The 17923-nt window shown below is 68.0% G+C and carries 13 protein-coding genes; 3 read left to right on the forward strand and 10 right to left on the reverse strand.

What is annotated here, in order from left to right; translation table 11 throughout:
- Positions 1-354: 354 nt before the first annotated feature.
- The 4 genes from uvrD to ABQZ09_RS19680 all read right to left on the reverse strand — a co-directional run bounded on the left by uvrD (position 355) and on the right by ABQZ09_RS19680 (position 7028).
- Positions 355-2541 carry a DNA helicase II gene (uvrD, locus tag ABQZ09_RS19665; protein ID WP_047697909.1) on the reverse strand — a complete coding sequence of 729 codons (2187 nt, stop codon included), beginning with the start codon at positions 2539-2541 and terminating at the stop codon, positions 355-357.
- 81 nt (positions 2542-2622) lie between these two features.
- Positions 2623-4059, reverse strand: a complete 1437-nt coding sequence (locus ABQZ09_RS19670; protein ID WP_349777703.1) for an FAD/NAD(P)-binding protein — start codon at positions 4057-4059, stop codon at positions 2623-2625.
- Between the two features lie 226 nt (positions 4060-4285).
- A complete protein-coding gene (gene cls / locus ABQZ09_RS19675) occupies positions 4286-5704 on the reverse strand; it encodes a cardiolipin synthase (RefSeq protein WP_349777704.1) in 1419 nt (472 codons plus the stop codon).
- A 13-nt stretch (positions 5705-5717) separates the two neighbouring features.
- A complete protein-coding gene (locus ABQZ09_RS19680) occupies positions 5718-7028 on the reverse strand; it encodes a LysR family transcriptional regulator (protein ID WP_349777705.1) in 1311 nt (436 codons plus the stop codon).
- Between the two features lie 101 nt (positions 7029-7129).
- Here ABQZ09_RS19680 and ABQZ09_RS19685 point away from each other — a divergent pair, with 101 nt between their 5' ends.
- From ABQZ09_RS19685 to ABQZ09_RS19695, 3 genes are all read left to right on the forward strand, one after another.
- The gene (locus ABQZ09_RS19685; protein WP_039404899.1) at positions 7130-7801 is read left to right on the forward strand and encodes a 4-carboxy-4-hydroxy-2-oxoadipate aldolase/oxaloacetate decarboxylase; all 672 of its coding nucleotides are present in this window, start codon (positions 7130-7132) and stop codon (positions 7799-7801) included.
- Entirely contained in the window at positions 7794-8849 is a 1056-nt protein-coding gene (locus ABQZ09_RS19690; RefSeq protein ID WP_349777706.1) for a 4-oxalomesaconate tautomerase, read from the forward strand. Before ABQZ09_RS19685 ends, ABQZ09_RS19690 begins: the two co-directional genes overlap by 8 nt.
- 76 nt (positions 8850-8925) lie before the next feature.
- Positions 8926-9948 (forward strand): amidohydrolase family protein, encoded by a 1023-nt coding sequence (locus ABQZ09_RS19695; RefSeq protein WP_349777707.1) that lies wholly within the window; start codon positions 8926-8928, stop codon positions 9946-9948.
- Positions 9949-10274: 326 nt separating this feature from the next.
- Here ABQZ09_RS19695 and rpmG read toward each other — a convergent pair whose 3' ends face one another.
- From rpmG to ABQZ09_RS19725, 6 genes are all read right to left on the reverse strand, one after another.
- Positions 10275-10442 (reverse strand): 50S ribosomal protein L33, encoded by a 168-nt coding sequence (gene rpmG / locus ABQZ09_RS19700; RefSeq protein WP_002809462.1) that lies wholly within the window; start codon positions 10440-10442, stop codon positions 10275-10277.
- A 13-nt stretch (positions 10443-10455) separates the two neighbouring features.
- On the reverse strand, positions 10456-10692 hold the full coding sequence (rpmB, locus tag ABQZ09_RS19705; RefSeq protein WP_002809459.1) for a 50S ribosomal protein L28: 237 nt from the start codon (positions 10690-10692) through the stop codon (positions 10456-10458).
- Positions 10693-11173: 481 nt separating this feature from the next.
- Positions 11174-14389: an efflux RND transporter permease subunit gene (locus tag ABQZ09_RS19710; protein ID WP_349777708.1), complete on the reverse strand. Its 3216-nt coding sequence runs from the start codon at positions 14387-14389 to the stop codon at positions 11174-11176.
- 176 nt (positions 14390-14565) lie between these two features.
- Positions 14566-15837, reverse strand: coding sequence for an efflux RND transporter periplasmic adaptor subunit (locus ABQZ09_RS19715; RefSeq protein WP_349777709.1), 1272 nt, complete (start codon positions 15835-15837; stop codon positions 14566-14568).
- Positions 15838-16028: 191 nt separating this feature from the next.
- Positions 16029-17300: a TolC family protein gene (locus tag ABQZ09_RS19720; protein WP_349777710.1), complete on the reverse strand. Its 1272-nt coding sequence runs from the start codon at positions 17298-17300 to the stop codon at positions 16029-16031.
- Between the two features lie 55 nt (positions 17301-17355).
- On the reverse strand, positions 17356-17739 hold the full coding sequence (locus ABQZ09_RS19725; protein ID WP_039404961.1) for a hypothetical protein: 384 nt from the start codon (positions 17737-17739) through the stop codon (positions 17356-17358).
- Positions 17740-17923: the final 184 nt, after the last annotated feature.

A 17923-nucleotide genomic window follows, 5' to 3' on the forward strand; every position in this document is an offset into this window, starting at 1 on the left:
TCCGCCATTACCGGCGACGGATGCGGGAAGCCCTGGCGGGGCTGATCGGCTGCCCCCATCCGCCCTTCGGGCAGCTTCCCCCGCCTGCGGGGGAAGGGAGCCATGCGGGGCGTTTGCCCGCACTGACGTCTCGGCGTGCACGGGAACTCGCACGCGCGTGCAGGCCCTCCCTCTCCGCGCCTGCGGGAGGGGGACGAGAGGGGGGCACGACGAAGGTGGGAGATGGCAGCGGCCGGCTGGCAGCGCATCAACAACGGCGCCGTTACGCTGCCGGTGCGAGGACCGCTACAGCGTGTTCCAGCGCAACCGGCGGCCATCCTCAAGGACGGTGCAGCGCCGATGGACGTAACCCGATTACACCACCGTCAAATTGGCGTACGCCATTACCAGCCATTTGGCGCCGACTTCGTCGAACTGCACCTGCACGCGGGCGTGCGCGCCGGCCCCTTCGTAATCGATGACCACACCGCCGCCGAACTTGGGGTGCTCGACGTTGGCGCCGAGCTTGATCGGCGCCGTCTCCACAATGCCGTGCACCGGGCCGCCCCGCGCCGCGCCCAGCGAGGCGGTGCGCGAGACCTGCACCTTCGGGCGCACTTCGTTCAACAGATCGCGTGGAATCTCGCGCAGGAAGCGCGAGGGCACGTTGTAGTTGTCCTGGCCGTGGATGCGGCGCGATTCGGCGTAGCACAGCACCAGCTTCTGCCGCGCGCGGGTGATGCCAACGTAGGCCAGCCGGCGCTCTTCTTCCAGCCGGCCGGTCTCTTCGAGCGAGCGCGCGCTTGGAAACAGGCCATCTTCCAGCCCGACCAGGAAGACGATCGGAAATTCCAGGCCCTTGGCCGAGTGCAGCGTCATCAGCTGCACGCCTTCTTCGCCGGCCTGCGCCTGGCCTTCGCCGGCCTCCAGCGAGGCATAGGCCAGGAACGCGACCAGCTCGGTCATGCCCTGGCTGTCTTCGTCGTCGGGGCGGGTGAAGCGCGAAGCCACCGAAACCAGTTCGTCCAGGTTCTCGGTGCGCGATTCCGAATCCAACCCGCCGCGGCTTTCCTTGGCCCAGTGCTCGCGCAGGCCCGAGCGCATCAGCACGTGGTCGATGCGTTCGGCCAATTCCATCTGCCCGGTTTCGGCATGCAGCTGGCCGACCAGGCTCAGGAACGTGGCCAAGGCATTGCGCGCACGCGCGGCCAGGCTGTTTTCCTGCGTGGCCAGCATTGCCGCTTCCCACAACGACAAGGCGTTGGCGCGCGCCAGCCGGCGCACTTCATCCAGCGTGCGGTCGCCAATGCCACGCGTGGGCGTGTTGACTGCGCGTTCGAACGCGGCATCGTCGCTGCGATTGGTGAGCAGGCGCAAGTAAGCCAGCGCGTCCTTGATTTCCGCACGTTCGAAGAAGCGCATGCCGCCATACACGCGGTAGGGCAGCTGTTCGGAAATCAGCGCCTCTTCCAGCGCGCGCGATTGCGCGTTGCTGCGGTAGAGCACCGCCACCTCGCCGTAGCTGCCGCCATCGCGCACCCACTGCCGGGCGCGCTCGACCACATAGCGCGCTTCGTCCACTTCGTTGTAGGCCGCATACAGATCGATCGGGTCGCCATCGCCCGAGTCGGTCCACAGCTGCTTGCCGATACGGTCGGGGTTGTGCGCGATCACTGCATTGGCCGCGCCCAGGATATTGGCGCTGGAGCGATAGTTCTGCTCCAGGCGCACGGTCTGCGCGCCGGGGAAATCCTTCAGGAACCGCTGCACGTTTTCGACCTTGGCACCGCGCCAGCCATAGATGGCCTGGTCGTCGTCGCCGACCACGAACACGTTGCCGGACTCGCCGGCCAGCACCCGCACGAAGGCGTACTGGATGGCGTTGGTGTCCTGGAATTCGTCGACCAGAATCTCGCGAAAGCGCGCGCGGTAGTGCGCCAGCAGAGCCGGCGTGTCGCGCAGCAACTCATGCGCGCGCAGCAGCAACTCGGCAAAATCCAGCAGGCCGGAGCGGTCGCAACGTTCCTGGTAGGCCGCATACACCTGCCGGCGCACCTCGGTCCAATCGTCGTTGGGCTCGGGCTGGATATGCTGCGGACGGCGTCCCTCGTCCTTCTGCTCGTTGATCCACCAGCTCAGTTGCTTGGGCGGATATTTGCCTTCGTCCAGTTCCAGCGACTGCACCACGCGCTTGACCAGCCGCAGCTGGTCGTCGCTGTCCATGACCTGGAACCCTTCCGGCAGGCGCGCGTCCTGCCAGTGCAGGCGCAGCAGGCGATGCGCCAGCCCGTGGAAGGTGCCGATCCACATCCCGCGGCTGCCGTTGCGCAGCTGCAGGTCGGTGCGGTGGCGCATTTCGCCGGCGGCCTTGTTGGTGAAGGTCACCGCAAAGATGCCGTGATTCGGCACGCCCTGGACTTCGTTGAGCCAGGCGATGCGATGGATCAGCACGCGCGTCTTGCCGGAGCCGGCGCCGGCCAGCACGAGGTAATGCCCCGGCGGCGCGGAAACGGCCTCGCGCTGGGCGGGGTTTAAATGATCGAGCAAATGAGAGACATCCACCGCGGTATTTTACCGGTTGTGGCGTCGCTGCGGCTGAGATTGCGATGAAGCGGTTGGGATTGCGAGGCTTCGCACGTACCCTCATCCGCCCCTTTGGGGCACCTTCTCCCGAGGGGAGAAGGGAACAGTGCCCAGCATTACCAACACATCCCGCGCAATCGCCGCTGCCTGCTCGCGCAACTCCGGCACCGCCAGGCTCTCCCACAGCGAGCCGATGCGCAGGCTGCCGATCACCCGCAGCCGTGGGTTGGCCTGCCTGTCGGCGTCGATCAGGCTGCCATCGGCGGCGGTATCCACGCCGATCCCGTGCGGGCCGGCCACGGCAATGCCCTGCCCCAGCAATTGCTGCAGCAAGGGGTTGCGCATGGCCTGCACGCGCATTTCCACACCGGTGGCATTGACCAGCGTTTGCACATCCAGCTGCAATGCGTGCCCGGCACTGGCGGCGCCGGCACTCACGCGCACGCAGGCACCCACTTCGAAGGCCACATCCAGCCGCGCGCGATGCAGCTGCAATTGCCCGCGCGCGCGCATGGCCTGCAGCTGCGCATGCACCGGCGCGGCGATGCGGTGACGATGCACGTCCCAGTAGCGCACCACATGGCGCAGGAAACGGCGTTGATCGGCCACCGACAGCGTCTGCCACAAGGCCTGGCTCAACGGGCGAATCCGCTCCATCACGCTCTGCCACGGCCGCCCCTGCGCCAGTGCGTCACGCGCATGCTGCCGCAGCCGGTGCAGCCGCGCGCGCAACGGCAGTGCCAGCAGCGGCTGCGGGTCGAAGTCGGCCGCCGCGCCATGCGCCTGCGGCAGCGGCAACAGGCCATGCCGCGACACCACGTGCACTGCACCGCGATGCGCCTGTGCGGCCAGCGTCACCACCGTGTCGGCCATGCTCAGCCCGGAGCCGACGATGCACACGGCCGCATCCTGCGGCAGTGCAGCCACCGCCCCGGTATCCCAGGCTTCCACCCGCTGCGCCGCCGACAGGCCGGTAGCGCCACGCAGCGGCAAGGGACGCAGCGCATTGCCCACTGCCAGCACCACCGCAGCGGCCAGTACCGTGTGCCCGTCGTCCAGCTGCAACAGCGCACCGGTGGCGCTGGGTTGCAGGGTCTGCACGCGTGCGGCGTGCACGCGCAGGGTGGCTGGGCTGGCGGCACGCGCTGCCTGCAGGCGGTCGCGCAGATACGGTGCGTAATGCCTGCGCCCGACAAATTGCTGCGGCAGCTGCGCAGCGTCCAGCGCCGCGCAACATCCCTGCGCGCGCAGGTAGTCGACGAAATCCTGCGGCACGTCGGCCAGCGCACTCATACGGCCGGCCGGCACGTTCAACAGGTGTTCGGGGCGCGTGGTGGAATACGCCACGCCTTCGCCCAGCACCGCATGCGGCTCGATCAACACGATCTGCATCGGTGTGGTCGCCTGCTGCAACAGCTGCACTGCCACCAGCACACCGGATGCGCCACCACCGACGATGGCGATCACCGCATCGCCGGGATTGTGCAGTTCAGTCATCCGGCAATTGTAGGCGATGCCTGCGTCGCGCCGATGACCGCTGCGCGACCCGGCCCGACCTATGCCCGGCCGCCGCAGCCACGCCTGCTGCCTGACGCATCCGCCGGGCACGCGCCTGGCCACGCTCCAGACCCGGCACGCGCCGCTACTGCCCGCAGATGCAGGAAGACCACGGCCCGCCGCCGATCGCCCCTGTCGCGCATAGCCCGCAGCGCCCGCGCCCGCCTCACATCAACGCATCGGCCAGCCGCGCAATGCCTTCGCGGCTGCGGCGCCAGGCCGGGCGACGGCGCCACTGCTCCAGCTCCAGCTGGCGCGCGTGGGCCAGATAGTCCTGTTCGATCTCGCGCAGCCGCTGCACCACGGTGCGGTCGTAGCAGAGCATGCCGATCTCGGCGTTGAGCGCAAACGAGCGGATGTCCAGGTTGATCGAACCGACCAGCGCGATGTCGTCGTCCATGCTCAGGTGCTTGGCATGCAGAAAGTGCGGGCGATACAGCGCAATCTTCACCCCGCAACGCAGCAGCTCGTCGAAGTAGGCTTCCTGTGCCCAGGCCGCCAGACGCTGGTTGTTGCTCTGCGACAGGATCAGTTGCACGTCCACGCCCGATACCGCGGCGATGCGCAAGGCGCTCAGCAAGGCTTCGTCCGGCACGAAATACGGCGTCACCAGCACCACCTTGCGCCGCGCCAGGTGGATCACCGCGTTGATGGCATCGCGCGCGTTCTCGAACGGATACGCCGGCCCGCTGGGCAGCAGCTGGGTGGCGATGTTGGCCTGGCACACCGGCGCATCCGGCCACACATCCAGGCGCTGCCCGGTTTCGGTGAACCAGTCGCTGGCGAAGACCGCTTCCAGATGGTTGACCACCGGCCCGCGCACGCGCGCCACCAGTTCGCGATTGGGCACGCCGTGGACGAAGCCGGCATCGGCCAGATTCTGCGAGCCCACAAAACCCACCTGATTGTCGATCACCGCGATCTTGCGGTGGTTGCGCAGATCCATGCGCCCGCTGCGGCGCCAGCGCAGCCCACCGGGCAGCACCGCCAGCACGTCGATGCCGCCAGCCAGCAGACGCTTGCGATAGCGGCGCAGGCCGCGCTTGGCGCCCACCGCATCGAGCAGCACGCGACAGCGCACGCCGCGCGCACTGGCGCGCTCCAGCGCGGCCACCACCGCCTCGCCCACGGCATCGTCGAACATGAGGTAATACAGCAGATGCACGCGCTTTTCTGCTGCATCGATCGCGTCGATCAGCGCCTGCAGCGACTGCGCGTAGTCGTCCAGCAACTCCACCGCGTTGCCCAGGGTCGGCATGAAATCGCCCTGGCGTTCGATCAGCGGCACCACCTCGGCACTGCTGGTGTCCGCCTGCGGTGTCCAGCGCAATGCGTGCAATGGCAGTTGCTGTTCGCGGATCACCTGCGAGGCGGTGGCCTGCCGTTCCACGCGCAGGCGCGACAGCCACGGGTGGCCGAACAGCAGGTACAGCGGCAGGCCGACTACCGGCACGAAACCGATCAACAGCAACCAGCTGCGCGCCGCGCCCGGCGTGGTGCGGGCAGGAATCCACAGCAGGGCGGCCAGCCGGATCACCCAGTCCAGCGCCAGCAGCCAGGTCCCTTGCAACCAGTCGGGCAGCATCAGCGCTCCGTTCTCATGAGGAAGCCGATTCTGACCGGGCCGGACGTGAACGCAACGGCGTGCTACTACCGGCCTGTCCGCAATGGCGAAAGGGCCCCGCTTCCGAGGCTGCCGGCCGCACACGCTCGGCGCAGACCTGCCGCAGCGTCTGCACGAAGGCGGTCTGCGCGCGGGTGGGGTGCCAGTCGCTGCGCGTGGTGATGCCGATCTGCCGGCGCAGTTGCGGCCCGGCGCGGCCGATCTCGGCCAGCAGGCCGGCGCGGCGCTCGAACAGGAACTGGTCGCGCGACATCAGGGTCAGCCAGTCGTCTTCCAGCAACAGCCCGCGCACGGTCAGCTCCGCGCCGCACTCGATACGCAGCGCCGGCGGCTCCAGCTGGCGGTCGCGGAACATGCGCTCCCAACGCTGGCGCACCGGCGTGCCGGCGGCGGCGATCACCCAGGGGTAGTCGAGCAGCTGCGCAAACGCATACGACTGCCCGCCCAGCGGGTGCCCGCTGCGCGCCACGATCACCGGCTCGTCGTCAAACAGCGGCTCCTGCAGCACGTCACGGACCGGTAGCCGCTCGCGCAGCGCGCCGATCAGCAGATCCAGCCCGCCATCGCGCAGATGTGCCAGCAATTCTGCATACGGCCCTTCGACCACGCTGATGCGCGCGGCCGGGTGCGCGCGCGCAAACCGCGCCAGCGCCTGCGGCAACAGGATCGCCCGTGCCAGCGGCATCACCCCCACCACCACCCGGCCGGCATGCTGCGAGCGCAGCGCCGCCACCTCGTCGAGCGCGGCGCGTACCTCGGCCAGCGCCAGCCGCACCTGCCGCAGCAGCCGCTCGGCCACCGGCGTGGGCTGCATCGCCTTGCCGCGGCGCATGGTCAGCGGCACCTCGATCACATCGGCCAGCGACTGCACCGCCCGATACACCGCCGGTTGCGACACCCCCACCTGCACGGCCGCCAGCGAGTAGCTGCCCGCCACATCCACCGCGACCAACGCCTGCAACTGCCCCAGCGACACGCGCCGCTCCAGCCCCGGGCGGGCGGGCAAGCGCAGCGCACGCCGCGCCACCCGGATGCCGCGGCCAAGATGCGCCAGCGCACGCTCGACCCGCGGCACCACCAGCTGGGTGGCCTCGGTGGCCACCATCCCGCCAGGCTGGCGGTCGAACAACCGCACCCCCAGCTGCTGCTCCAGCCGTGCCACCGCCTGGGTCAGGGCGGGCTGCGACAGGTTCACCTGCGGGGCGGCCGCGCTGATGCTGCCCAGCCGATGCACCACGACCAGGGCGTGGAGATGGCGAAGGTTCGGCTCGGGCAGCGGCGGCATGCTCTAACTATAAGCAAAACCAATACGCATACCTCAAATGAATCTTGAGCTGTCTCGCTCTCGCCACTCAGACTCGGCACAGCACTAACGAGGATGGATGGATGAGCCAGGTCGTCACCCAGATCGCGCGCACCCCGATCGCCGTCGTGGACGGGCTGGCGCAGGCCGGCGTGGCCACCGTGCATGAGGCGCAAGGCCGCACCGGCCTGCTGCATCACCGGCTGCGCCCGATCTACGGCGGCTGCCGCATCGCCGGTACCGCGGTCACCGTGTCGGTGCCGCCCGGCGACAACTGGATGATGCATGTGGCCATCGAACAGCTGCAGTCAGGCGATGTGCTGGTGGTGGCGCCCACCAGCGACTGCTGCGACGGCTATTTCGGCGATCTGCTGGCGACCTCGGCCCAGGCGCGCGGCTGCCGCGGGCTGATCATCGATGCCGGCGTGCGTGACGTGCGCGACCTCACCGCCATGCAGTTCCCGGCCTGGAGCCGCGCCATCTGCGCGCAGGGCACCATCAAGGAGACGCTGGGATCGGTCAACGTGCCCCTGGTGTGCGCCGGGGCCTTGGTGCAGCCGGGCGATGTGGTGGTGGCCGACGATGACGGCGTGTGCGTGGTGCCGCGCGAACGCGCCGCCGAGGTGCTGGCCGAAGCGCAGGCCCGCGAAGCGCGCGAACTGCTCAAGCGCGAGCGCCTGGCGCGCGGCGAGCTGGGGCTGGACATCTACGCCATGCGCGAGCGCCTGGCGGCCAAGGGGTTGCGCTATGTCTGAGCGGGTGCGCGCGATTTGGATGCGCGGCGGCACCTCCAAGGGTGGCTTCTTTCTCGCCGATGACCTGCCTGCCGACAGCGCCGCGCGCGATGCCTTCCTGCTGCGCGCCTACGGCTCGCCGGACCTGCGCCAGATCGACGGCATGGGCGGCGCCGACCCGCTGACGTCCAAGGTCGCCGTGGTGTCGCGTTCGGCCCGCGCCGATGCCGACGTGGACTATCTGTTCCTGCAGGTGGCCGTGGACCAGGCACAGATCAGCGACGCACAGAACTGCGGCAACATGCTGGCCGGTGTCGCGCCATTCGCGCTGGAACGCGGCCTGCTGCCGGCGCGCGATGGCGAAACCGAGGTGCGCATCTTCATGCGCAACACCGGCACCCTGGCCACGGCCACCGTACAGACGCCCGGCGGCCGGGTCAGCTATGCGGGCGATGCGCGCATTGATGGCGTTCCCGGCACCGCCGCGCCGATTGCACTGGCATTTGCCGACATCGCCGGCTCCTCCTGCGGCGCCCTGCTGCCCAGCGGGCGAGTGCTGGACACGATCGACGGCGTGGAGGTCACACTGATCGACAATGGCATGCCCTGCGTGGTGTTGCGCGCCAGCGATGTGGGCATCAGCGGCTACGAAGACCGCGCCACCCTGGATGCCGATGCGTCGCTCAAGGCGCGGTTGGAGTCCATTCGCCTGCAGGCTGGCCCGTTGATGCGGCTGGGCGATGTCAGCGCTGCAACGGTGCCGAAGATGATGCTGGTGGCCGCGCCGCGCGACGGCGGCGCGATCTGCGTGCGCTCGTTCATTCCGCACCGCTGCCACGCCTCGATCGGCGTGCTCGGCGCGGTCAGCGTCGCCACCGCCTGCCTGCTGCCGGACACGCCTGCGCATGCGCTGGCGCAGCTGCCCGGCGGCGACAGCCAGCAGGTGGGGGTGGAGCATCCCAGTGGCATGAGCAACTGCCTCATCGAGTGCGACGCACAGGGCGCGGTGGTGCGCGCGGCGGTGATCAGGACTGCGCGCAAACTGTTCGATGGTGAATTGTTTGCGTGAACCTCACCGACCTGCCCTGCGCGCCGGCAGTTGACTGCGTGCCACTACCTCTCTCCGCATCGCGACGAGCATTGCCATGATCATCGACTGCCACGGCCACTACACCACCGCGCCCGCTGCGCACGATGCGTTTCGCAAGGCGCAGATTGCGCACTACACCGACGCCAGCGCGCCCGCGCCGGTGTACCCGGCCATCTCCGATGACGCGCTGCGCGAGAGCGTCGAGCAACATCAGTTGCGCCTGCTCCGTGAACGCGGCGCAGACATGACGATCTTTTCGCCACGTGCCAGCACCATGGCACATCACGTCGGCGACGAGGCGGTGAGCCAGGTGTGGACACGCCACTGCAACGACCTCATCGCCCGCGTGGTGCAGCTGTATCCCCACACCTTCATCGGCGTGTGCCAGTTGCCGCAGTCGCCGGGAGTGTCGATCGCCCACTCGATCGCCGAGCTGGAACGCTGTGTCACCGAGCTCGGGTTTGTCGGCTGCAATCTCAATCCCGATCCTTCCGGCGGCCACTGGACCGGACTGCCCCTGACCGACCGCGCCTGGTATCCATTCTTCGAGAAAATGGTCGAGCTCGACGTGCCGGCAATGGTGCACGTGTCGGGCAGCTGCAACGCCAATTTCCACGCCACCGGCGCGCACTATCTCAACGCCGACACCACCGCCTTCATGCAGTTTCTGCAAGGCGACCTGTTCACCGACTTCCCGGATTTGCGCTTCATCATCCCGCATGGCGGTGGCGCGGTGCCCTATCACTGGGGACGCTTCCGCGGACTGGCCGACATGCTCGGCAAGCCACCGCTGTCCACGCATGTGATGCGCAATGTGTTCTTCGACACGTGTGTTTATCACCAGCCCGGCATCGACCTGCTGTTCGAGGTCATCGACATCGACAACATCCTGTTCGGCTCGGAAATGGTCGGCGCGGTGCGCGGCATCGACCCGCAGACCGGCCACTATTTCGACGACACCAAACGCTACATCGATGCATTGGCAATTTCCGCAGCCGACAAGCACAAGGTGTTCGAAGGCAATGCGCGGCGGGTGTACCCACGGCTGGATACGCAATTGCGGGCGCGTGGGCTTTGACTGCGGCGTTGCACGGCGCGCGTGCCGTATTGCTCCCTTCTCCCATTGGGAGAAGGTGCCCGTAGGGCGGATGAGGGTACGTGCGAAGCCTCATGCATGCTCCAGTAACACGCATTGCGCTCGCAAAGAACTACGGACACTGCTTGGCCAGTAATGCGCGGCTTCGCCCGTACCCTCACCCCAACCCCTCTCCCGGTGGGAGAGGGGCTCGATAGCCGTAACGTGTGGGCAACAGCGATAAACATGACCCGCGCTCAAAATCCCCAAACGCAAACACCCGCCTTTCGGCGGGTGTTTGCTTGGATGCAGATCGTGTAATCGGTGGATTACTTGATCTTGCCTTCCTTGTACATGACGTGCTTACGCACGACCGGGTCGTACTTCATCATTTCCATCTTCCCCGGAGTGTTCTTCTTGTTCTTGTCCGTGGTGTAGAAGTGGCCGGTAGCGGCCGAGGAAATCATACGGATCTTGTCACGCTTGCCTTTTGCCATGACTGCTTACTCCTCAGACCTTTTCGCCGCGCGCACGCAGCTCTTTCAGAACGGCATCAATCCCGTTCTTGTCGATGGTGCGCAATGCATGCGCGGAGACACGGAGCTTCACCCAGCGGTTTTCGCTGGCAACCCAGAAGCGACGCTCGTGCAGGTTGGGCAGGAAGCGACGACGGGTTCTGTTGTTTGCGTGGGAGACGTTGTTACCCGTCTGCACACGCTTGCCGGACACTTGGCATACGCGGGACATTACGCACCTCGATAAAGTTTGGTGTCTTCCTTAGCCAGGAAAACGGCGGCCCCGACAGCCGCTTGGCTGCCACGCAACATTGGGAATCAATCACTTAACGCTGGGAAGAGGCCGGCACCACATCGCGCTGGGTGCCGCCGTCCGGAACGATCCGGGCACAGCGAGCCGCGCATTATGCACGGCAATCCCTTGTGCTGCAAGCACTTAGGCCAGGCGCCGGTGACGTGCGGCGGGCACCCTTGCGCACGGTGCCTGCGATGCGGCCTGCCTGCCGCATCGCTTGTCGTCGTCGTCGCCAGCCCTCTCCTGCAGACGCAACGAGCAATGTACCGGCTGCTTGCGCGCGTCCGGGCCGCAGCAGAAAACGCCGTGGCACTCCCGGGACAGGCCCCGAACCAGCATTGGCACGCGCCCGGCCGCGCTCATCGCCGCCCGGTCACACCCTGCGCCGCCGAGGTGCCCCGGCGCGAGCAGGGCACGCTCACGCCCCGCCCCGCTGCGGCACCGCGGCATCCGCTTGCACCGCACGCCCGGCCTTGTCCCGATGCAGCCAGCGATACAGCACCGGCAACACCAGCAACGTCAGCAGGGTGGACGAGACGATGCCGCCGATCACCACCGTGGCCAGCGGGCGCTGCACTTCGGCACCGGCACCCACGTTGAAGGCCATCGGCACGAAGCCCAGCGCAGCCACCAGCGCGGTCATCAACACCGGGCGCAAACGCGACAGCGCGCCTTCGCGCAGGGCCTGCTCCAGCGACATGCCTTCGGCACGCAGGCTGCGCACGAAGGCGATCATCACCAAGCCATTGAGCACCGCCACGCCCGACAATGCGATAAAGCCGACACCGGCGGAAATCGACAACGCCAGCCCGCGCAGCGCCAATGCCACCACGCCGCCGGTCAGTGCCAGCGGCACGCCGCTGAACACCACCAGCGCATCGCGCAGCGAGCCGAACGACCAGTACAGCAGCGCGAAGATCAGCAGCAAGGTGCCCGGCACCACCCAGGCCAGGCGCTGGCCGGCGGAGATCAGCTGCTCGAAGGTGCCGCCGTAGCCGATCCAGTAGCCGGTGGGCAGCTTGACCTGCGCCCGCACGCGCTGCTGCACCTCGGCGACAAAACCGCCCAGGTCGCGATCGCGCACGTTGGCGGTGATCACGATGCGGCGTTTGCCGTCTTCGCGATTGATCTGGTTGGGGCCGAGGACGGTCTCGATCCTGGCCACCTCGCGCAGCGGCACCGTGGTCGGTTCGCCACTGCGCCAGCCGGCGGCGCGGCTGGATTCGTCGGCATCGGCGCGCTCGCCATCGCCGCGCAACGGAATCGGCAGGTCCGCCAACGCGGTGGGGTCCTGCCGCAGGCCTTCGGGCAGGCGCACCACGATGTCGAAGCGGCGGTCGCCCTCGAACAACTGCCCGGCCGCCTGGCCGCCCACGGCTGCCGCGACGGTGTCCTGCACCACGCCGGGATTGAGCCCGTAGCCGGCCAGCGCGGCGCGGTCGGGCACCACCGCCAGCATCGGCAATCCGGTGGCCTGCTCCAGGCTCACATCGGCCGCGCCCGGCACCGCGCTGGCCACTTCCTGCACGCGTTGCCCGAGCCTGACCAATGTCTCCAGATCGTCGCCATAGACCTTGATCGCCACATCTGCACGCACGCCGGAAATGAGCTCGTTCATGCGCATCTGGATCGGCTGGGTGAACTCGTAGTTGTTGCCGGGCAATTGCTTGACCGCCTGCTCGATCTCGGCCAGCAACTGCGCCTTGGGCTTGCGCGGGTCCGGCCATCGATCGCGCGGATGCATGATCAAGAACGTATCGGCGACCGACGGCGGCATCGGGTCGGTCGCCACTTCGGCGGTACCGAGCTTGCCGAACACATGCGCCACTTCGGGAAACTGCTTGATGCGTTTTTCCAGGGTGGATTGCATGGTGATGGCCTGTTCCAGGCTGGTGCCGGGAATACGCAGGGCATGCAGCGCGACATCGCCTTCATCCAGGTTCGGAATGAATTCGCTGCCCAGGCGCGTGGCGAGCACCGCGCACGCCGCTACCGTTGCCAGCGCCGCGATGCCCACCCAGCGCCCGTGCCGCAGCGTGCGATCCAGCAATGGCGCATACACGCCGCGCGCCCAGCGCATTGCGCGGTTTTCATGCTCGGCCACCTTGCCGCCCAGCAGCAACGCAATCGCTGCCGGCACGAAGGTCAACGACAGCAGCATCGCGCCGGTCAGTGCCAGCACCACGGTGATCGCCATCGGGTGGAACATCTTGCCTTCGATGCCGGTGAGCGCGAATACCGGCAGATACACCGCGGTGATAATGCCCAGGCCGAACAGGCTGGGGCGGATCACCTCGGCGGTGGCCTCGGCGGTGAGCTCGAAACGCTCGTCGCGCTCGAGCACACGCCCCAGGCGCAATTGCGCGTCACCGAAACGGCGCAGGCAGTTCTCCACGATGATCACCGCGCCATCGACGATCAAACCGAAATCCAGCGCGCCCAGGCTCATCAGGTTGCCGGACACGCCACCGCGCACCATGCCGGTGAGCGTGAACAACATCGCCAGTGGAATCACTGCGGCCGTGATCAGGGCTGCGCGGACATTGCCCAGCAACAGGAACAACACCACGATCACCAGCAACGCGCCTTCGATCAGGTTCTTGGCGACGGTGACGATGGTGCGGTCCACTAGTGCGGTGCGGTCGTACACCGGCACCGCCTGCACGCCGGCCGGCAGGCTGGCGTTGGCCACGTCCAGGCGCTGTGCGGCGGCTTGCGCCACGCTGCGGCTGTTGGCGCCGACCAGCATGAACACCGTGCCGAGCACCACTTCGTTGCCGTCCTGGGTGGCGGCGCCGGTGCGTAGCTCGCGTCCTTCGCCCACCTGCGCCACATCGCGCACGCGGATCGGCACGCCTTCGCGTCGGTCCAGCACGATCGCGCCAATCTGCGCGATGTCGTCCACCTGCCCCGGCACGCGCACCAGAAACTGCTGACCATTCCGTTCGATATAGCCGGCGCCGATGTTGCGGTTGTTGGCCTCGACCGCCTGCGCGACGTCATCCAGGGTAAAGCCCAGCGCCACCAGGCGCGCCGGGTCAGGGGTGATATGGATCTGCCGCGCATAGCCGCCGATGGTGTTGACCTCGGTCACGCCCGGCACATTGCGCAGCTGCGGGCGCACCACCCAATCCTGCAGGGTGCGCAGATCGGTCGCGGTCCACGCACTGCCATCGGGCTTGCGCGCATTCGGCCTGGCTTCGACCGTATACATGAAGATCTCGCCCAGCCCGGTGGCGATCGGCCCCAGTTGCGGCTCCAGCTCGGCCGGCAGTTGCGACTTGACCTGCTGTAAGCGCTCGGCCACCTGCTGCCGCGCGAAATACAAGTCGGTGCCATCGGCAAACACTGCCGTCACCTGCGACAAGCCATAGCGCGACAACGAGCGGGTGGATTCCAGCCCCGGCAGTCCCGCCAGTACCGTCTCCAACGGAAACGTCACCCGCTGCTCGGATTCCAGCGGCGAATAACCCGGCGCCGCGGTGTTGACCTGCACCTGCACGTTGGTGATGTCGGGTGTCGCATCGATCGGCAAGCGCGAAAAACTCCACGCGCCGATCGCAATCAACACGCCCGTCAAGGCCAGCATCAACCAGCGCTGCGCGATCGCGAACCGGATGATGTTAGTGAGCATGACGCGCACCTCCGCGCACACTCGGCGCAACTGCGTGCCCAGCCACACCGATCAGCGCGTGCGTGCCTGCGCCGCGACCGCGTCGATGACCGAAAGGACCTGTCGCTGAAGCACGGAAGCGCTGTTCGCACACACCTGCGTGCGGCCGAGGAAGCAGCAAACCGGAAACGCAGCGATCAATGATCATGCGAGGCCCCCGACTTTTCGATGTCGGCCTTCACCAGGTAGCTCTGCTCCACCACCACCGTGTCGCCCGGCGCCACGCCGGACACCACTTCCACCTGCTGCGCATCGCGCGCGCCCAGCTTCACCGGCCGCGCTTCGTACACATCGCCCACCCGCACAAACACCACATCCCAATCGCGGAACCGCTGCAACGCACCGGTCGGCACCACCATCGCCGCCGGTTGCTGCGCCACCGTCACCCGTGCCTTGACCGCCGAGCCCGGCCGCCACAAGCCATCGCTGTTGCGCAGCAACGCGCGCGCCACCGTGCTCTGGCTGGCCGTGGCGGTGCCTGGCAACACGCGCTCCAGCGTGGTCTGCGCCACCACGCCATCGCTGATGCGCGTGACCGTCACCGGCGCACCGGCGGTGATGTGGCCGGCGTCGGCGCCGAAGATGTGCAGATCCACCCACAAGGTGGACAGGTCGGCGATTTCGAACAGCGTCTGGCCTTCGCCCGCGTTGCTGCCCAGGCTGGCATTGCGGGCGAGCACGGTGCCACCGATCGGTGCGCTCACCGAATAGGTGGTCAGGCTCAGATTGCTCTCCACCGTGGCCAGCACCTGGCCTGCGCGCACCTGGTCGCCGACATTGACGCGCAGGCTGCGCACCGGGCCGGGGAAACGCGCGGTGGCCTGCGCCTGCGCGCCTTCTGCGGGCGTGAGCAGGCCCTGCACCTCGTGTTGATCGGCAATGCTGCCGGCGCCCACCGGCGCCACGCGGATACCGGCGTCCTGGGCGATCCTGGCAGCGATGGTGGTGCGGCCTTCGTAGCTGGCATAGCGCCAGCGATGCGGCTTGCCCTGCACGGTGGCGCGCACGTCCACATCGAACGAATGCGGTTCGCCCACGGTGCTGTCGGCCAGCAGGCTGCCGTCGTCGCGTGGCCGCAACCGATGCACTTCATCGACGCCGCCAAGCCGCTTCAAATGCACTTCCACGTTGCCCGCAGTGGCCGGCAACGGTTTTCCATCGCGGTACAGCCAGGCCTGGTAGGTGGGCGGTGTACCGTCTTCGGCGATCGCCAGCTCCACGCTGTCGCCGTCCTGGCTGAGCAGGCGCCCGCCGTGTGCGCCTTTTTGTGCGTCTTCGCCATGTGCGTCAGCATCGGCATCAGCTTCGGCAGCATGCCCTGCGTGGTCGTCGTGCGACTCTTCGCTACTGCGGCCGCAGCCGCTCAGCAGCAGCGCCAACAGAAGCGGCGCCATCAAAAAGCGTGTCATCGAAATGGGTCCTGGTTGGCGCCGATGCAGTGCATCGGGCGAACGAATGGAGATGGCTTGCGCTGGACGCGCGCCAGGCATGGGCGGTGCTTCGCGGCCGCTGGATGATGCAGTTGCGACTGCAGTTGCAGTTGCAGCAGATGCAACCGTGCGTACGCAGTCCGCGCGAAAAGATGAGAAGGCGTCAGCGCTCATGGCCCCACCTGCGCGGCGCCATCGACCACGAACGGCTGCCCGGTCAGGCGCTGGATCTCGATCAACGCGGTCTGCGCGTCCAGTGCGGCGGCCAGTTGCTGCTGACGTGCATCGCTGCGTTGCGCCTGCAGCTGCGCCCAATCCAGATAACTGGTGGCGCCGGCACGGTACGCGCGCTCGGCCGCGGCATCGGCGCGCGCAAGTGCGGGCAGCACATCGCTGCGCATGCGCGCCACTTCCAGCTGCGCGGCGCGGTAGCGGCCATGCGCGTCGGCCAGCGTGGCGTACAGCAGCAATGCCTGCGATTGGCGTTCGATGTCCAGCAACGACAGCTCCGCTTCGGCGGCGCGGATGTCCGGTTGCGCGCGCGCGGCGCTGCCCAGCGCCAGCGAGACGCTGCCCAGCAGCGCGGTGGCGTCGTTGGCTTCGAGCCGGCGCACGCCCACCTGCCAGTCCAGGTCCGGGCGCGCCTGGCTGCGTGCCAGCCGCACCCGCGCCTCGCGCACGCGCTGCTCGCCGTTCAAGCGCGCCAGTTCGGGGGTGGCATCGAGCAGCTGCACCAGCACCTCGAACTCGGGAATCGCCGGCAGCTGCAATGGGTCGCCAGTGACATCGCCGAAGTCCGGCGCACGCTGCCCCCACAACACCGCCAGCTGGCGGCGTGCGGCCGTCTCTTCCAGTTGCGCGCGGTCGCGATCGAGCTCCGCACGTGCCTGCAAGGCCTGCGCGGTCAACACCACCGACTCCGGCGAGGCGCCGGCCTGCAGCCGCTGACGCGCGGCGGCCACGGTGCGCTGGCGTTGCGCCAGGGTCTCCAGCGCGACGGTGCGGCGCTGGCGGGCGGCGGTGATGGCCAGGTAACGCCGCGCCACCTCGGCCAGCACGTCCAGCCGCGCGATCGCCCGTTGCGGTGCCAGCGCATCGATACGGGCCTGGGCCAGCGTGCGCCGCGCATCCAGCTTGCCGCCGCGTTCCAGCACGCCGGCCAGGGTGACGGTGAGTTCGGCTTGGTCCAGCGCGCGGGTCGGGCCGCTGCCGAACACGTTTTCCAGTTCGGCACCGATGCGCAACGGCGGACGCAGTGCCTCGCGTTCGGCGTCGGCGGTGAGGACGGCACGCTGGCCATCGGACAGGCGCAGGTCGGGGTGCTGCAGGGCGACGCGCACGATGGCGTCGTCCAGGGTCAGCACGGGTTTGGGCGATGCGTCCTGCGCCATGGCGCACGGCACGACCGCGAAGACGGCAATCGCCGTCAGTCGCAACCACATGAGGGTGTCTCCGGAATCGGGATCGATGGACAGGCCGGCAGCTGCCGGCGAGGCATCAGGCCGCGATCGGGGGACGCAATCCGGTCTCGCTCAGGTGCGAGCGGTAGTGCGCAAACACGGCCACGGGCCGGGCATGCGCGTGCGTGGACAACGGCAGCCAGGCCAGCGCCGGCAAGACGGCCGGATTCTGGCCGTGGCAGTAGCCGCTATGCATCAGGGCGTGCATCAGGCCGGCCCCATCGCGCTCGCCGGCATCGCCTTCGTCGGCGCCGTCATGGCCATGCGGTGCGGTGTCTTCCAGATGCATCTGGTCGTGCGCCAACGCATGCACATCGCCCAAGGCGCAGGCCACCGGCGCCACCAGCACGCCCAGCGCCAGCACTGCCAGCGCCATCAGGCGCAGCAAGGGGTGCAACAGGCGGGCGCGACGCAGCAGCATGGGCGCAGCGTATAGAGCCCAGGGTGGTTACACAATTGCATGCGGGTGTGGCGTGGCTCTTTCTGCTCGGATGCTCTTTCTGCTCGGATACTCTTAAAGCGTGGTGGGTCGAGGGCGCGGTGCCCTCACCGCTCGCGGGACACGCCGTCAACCCGTCCATGGGGGCTCGGTGGCGGCATCCATG

The sequence above is a fragment of the Xanthomonas sp. WHRI 6106 genome, assembly GCF_040202405.1.
Taxonomy (GTDB): Bacteria; Pseudomonadota; Gammaproteobacteria; order Xanthomonadales; family Xanthomonadaceae; genus Xanthomonas; species Xanthomonas cannabis.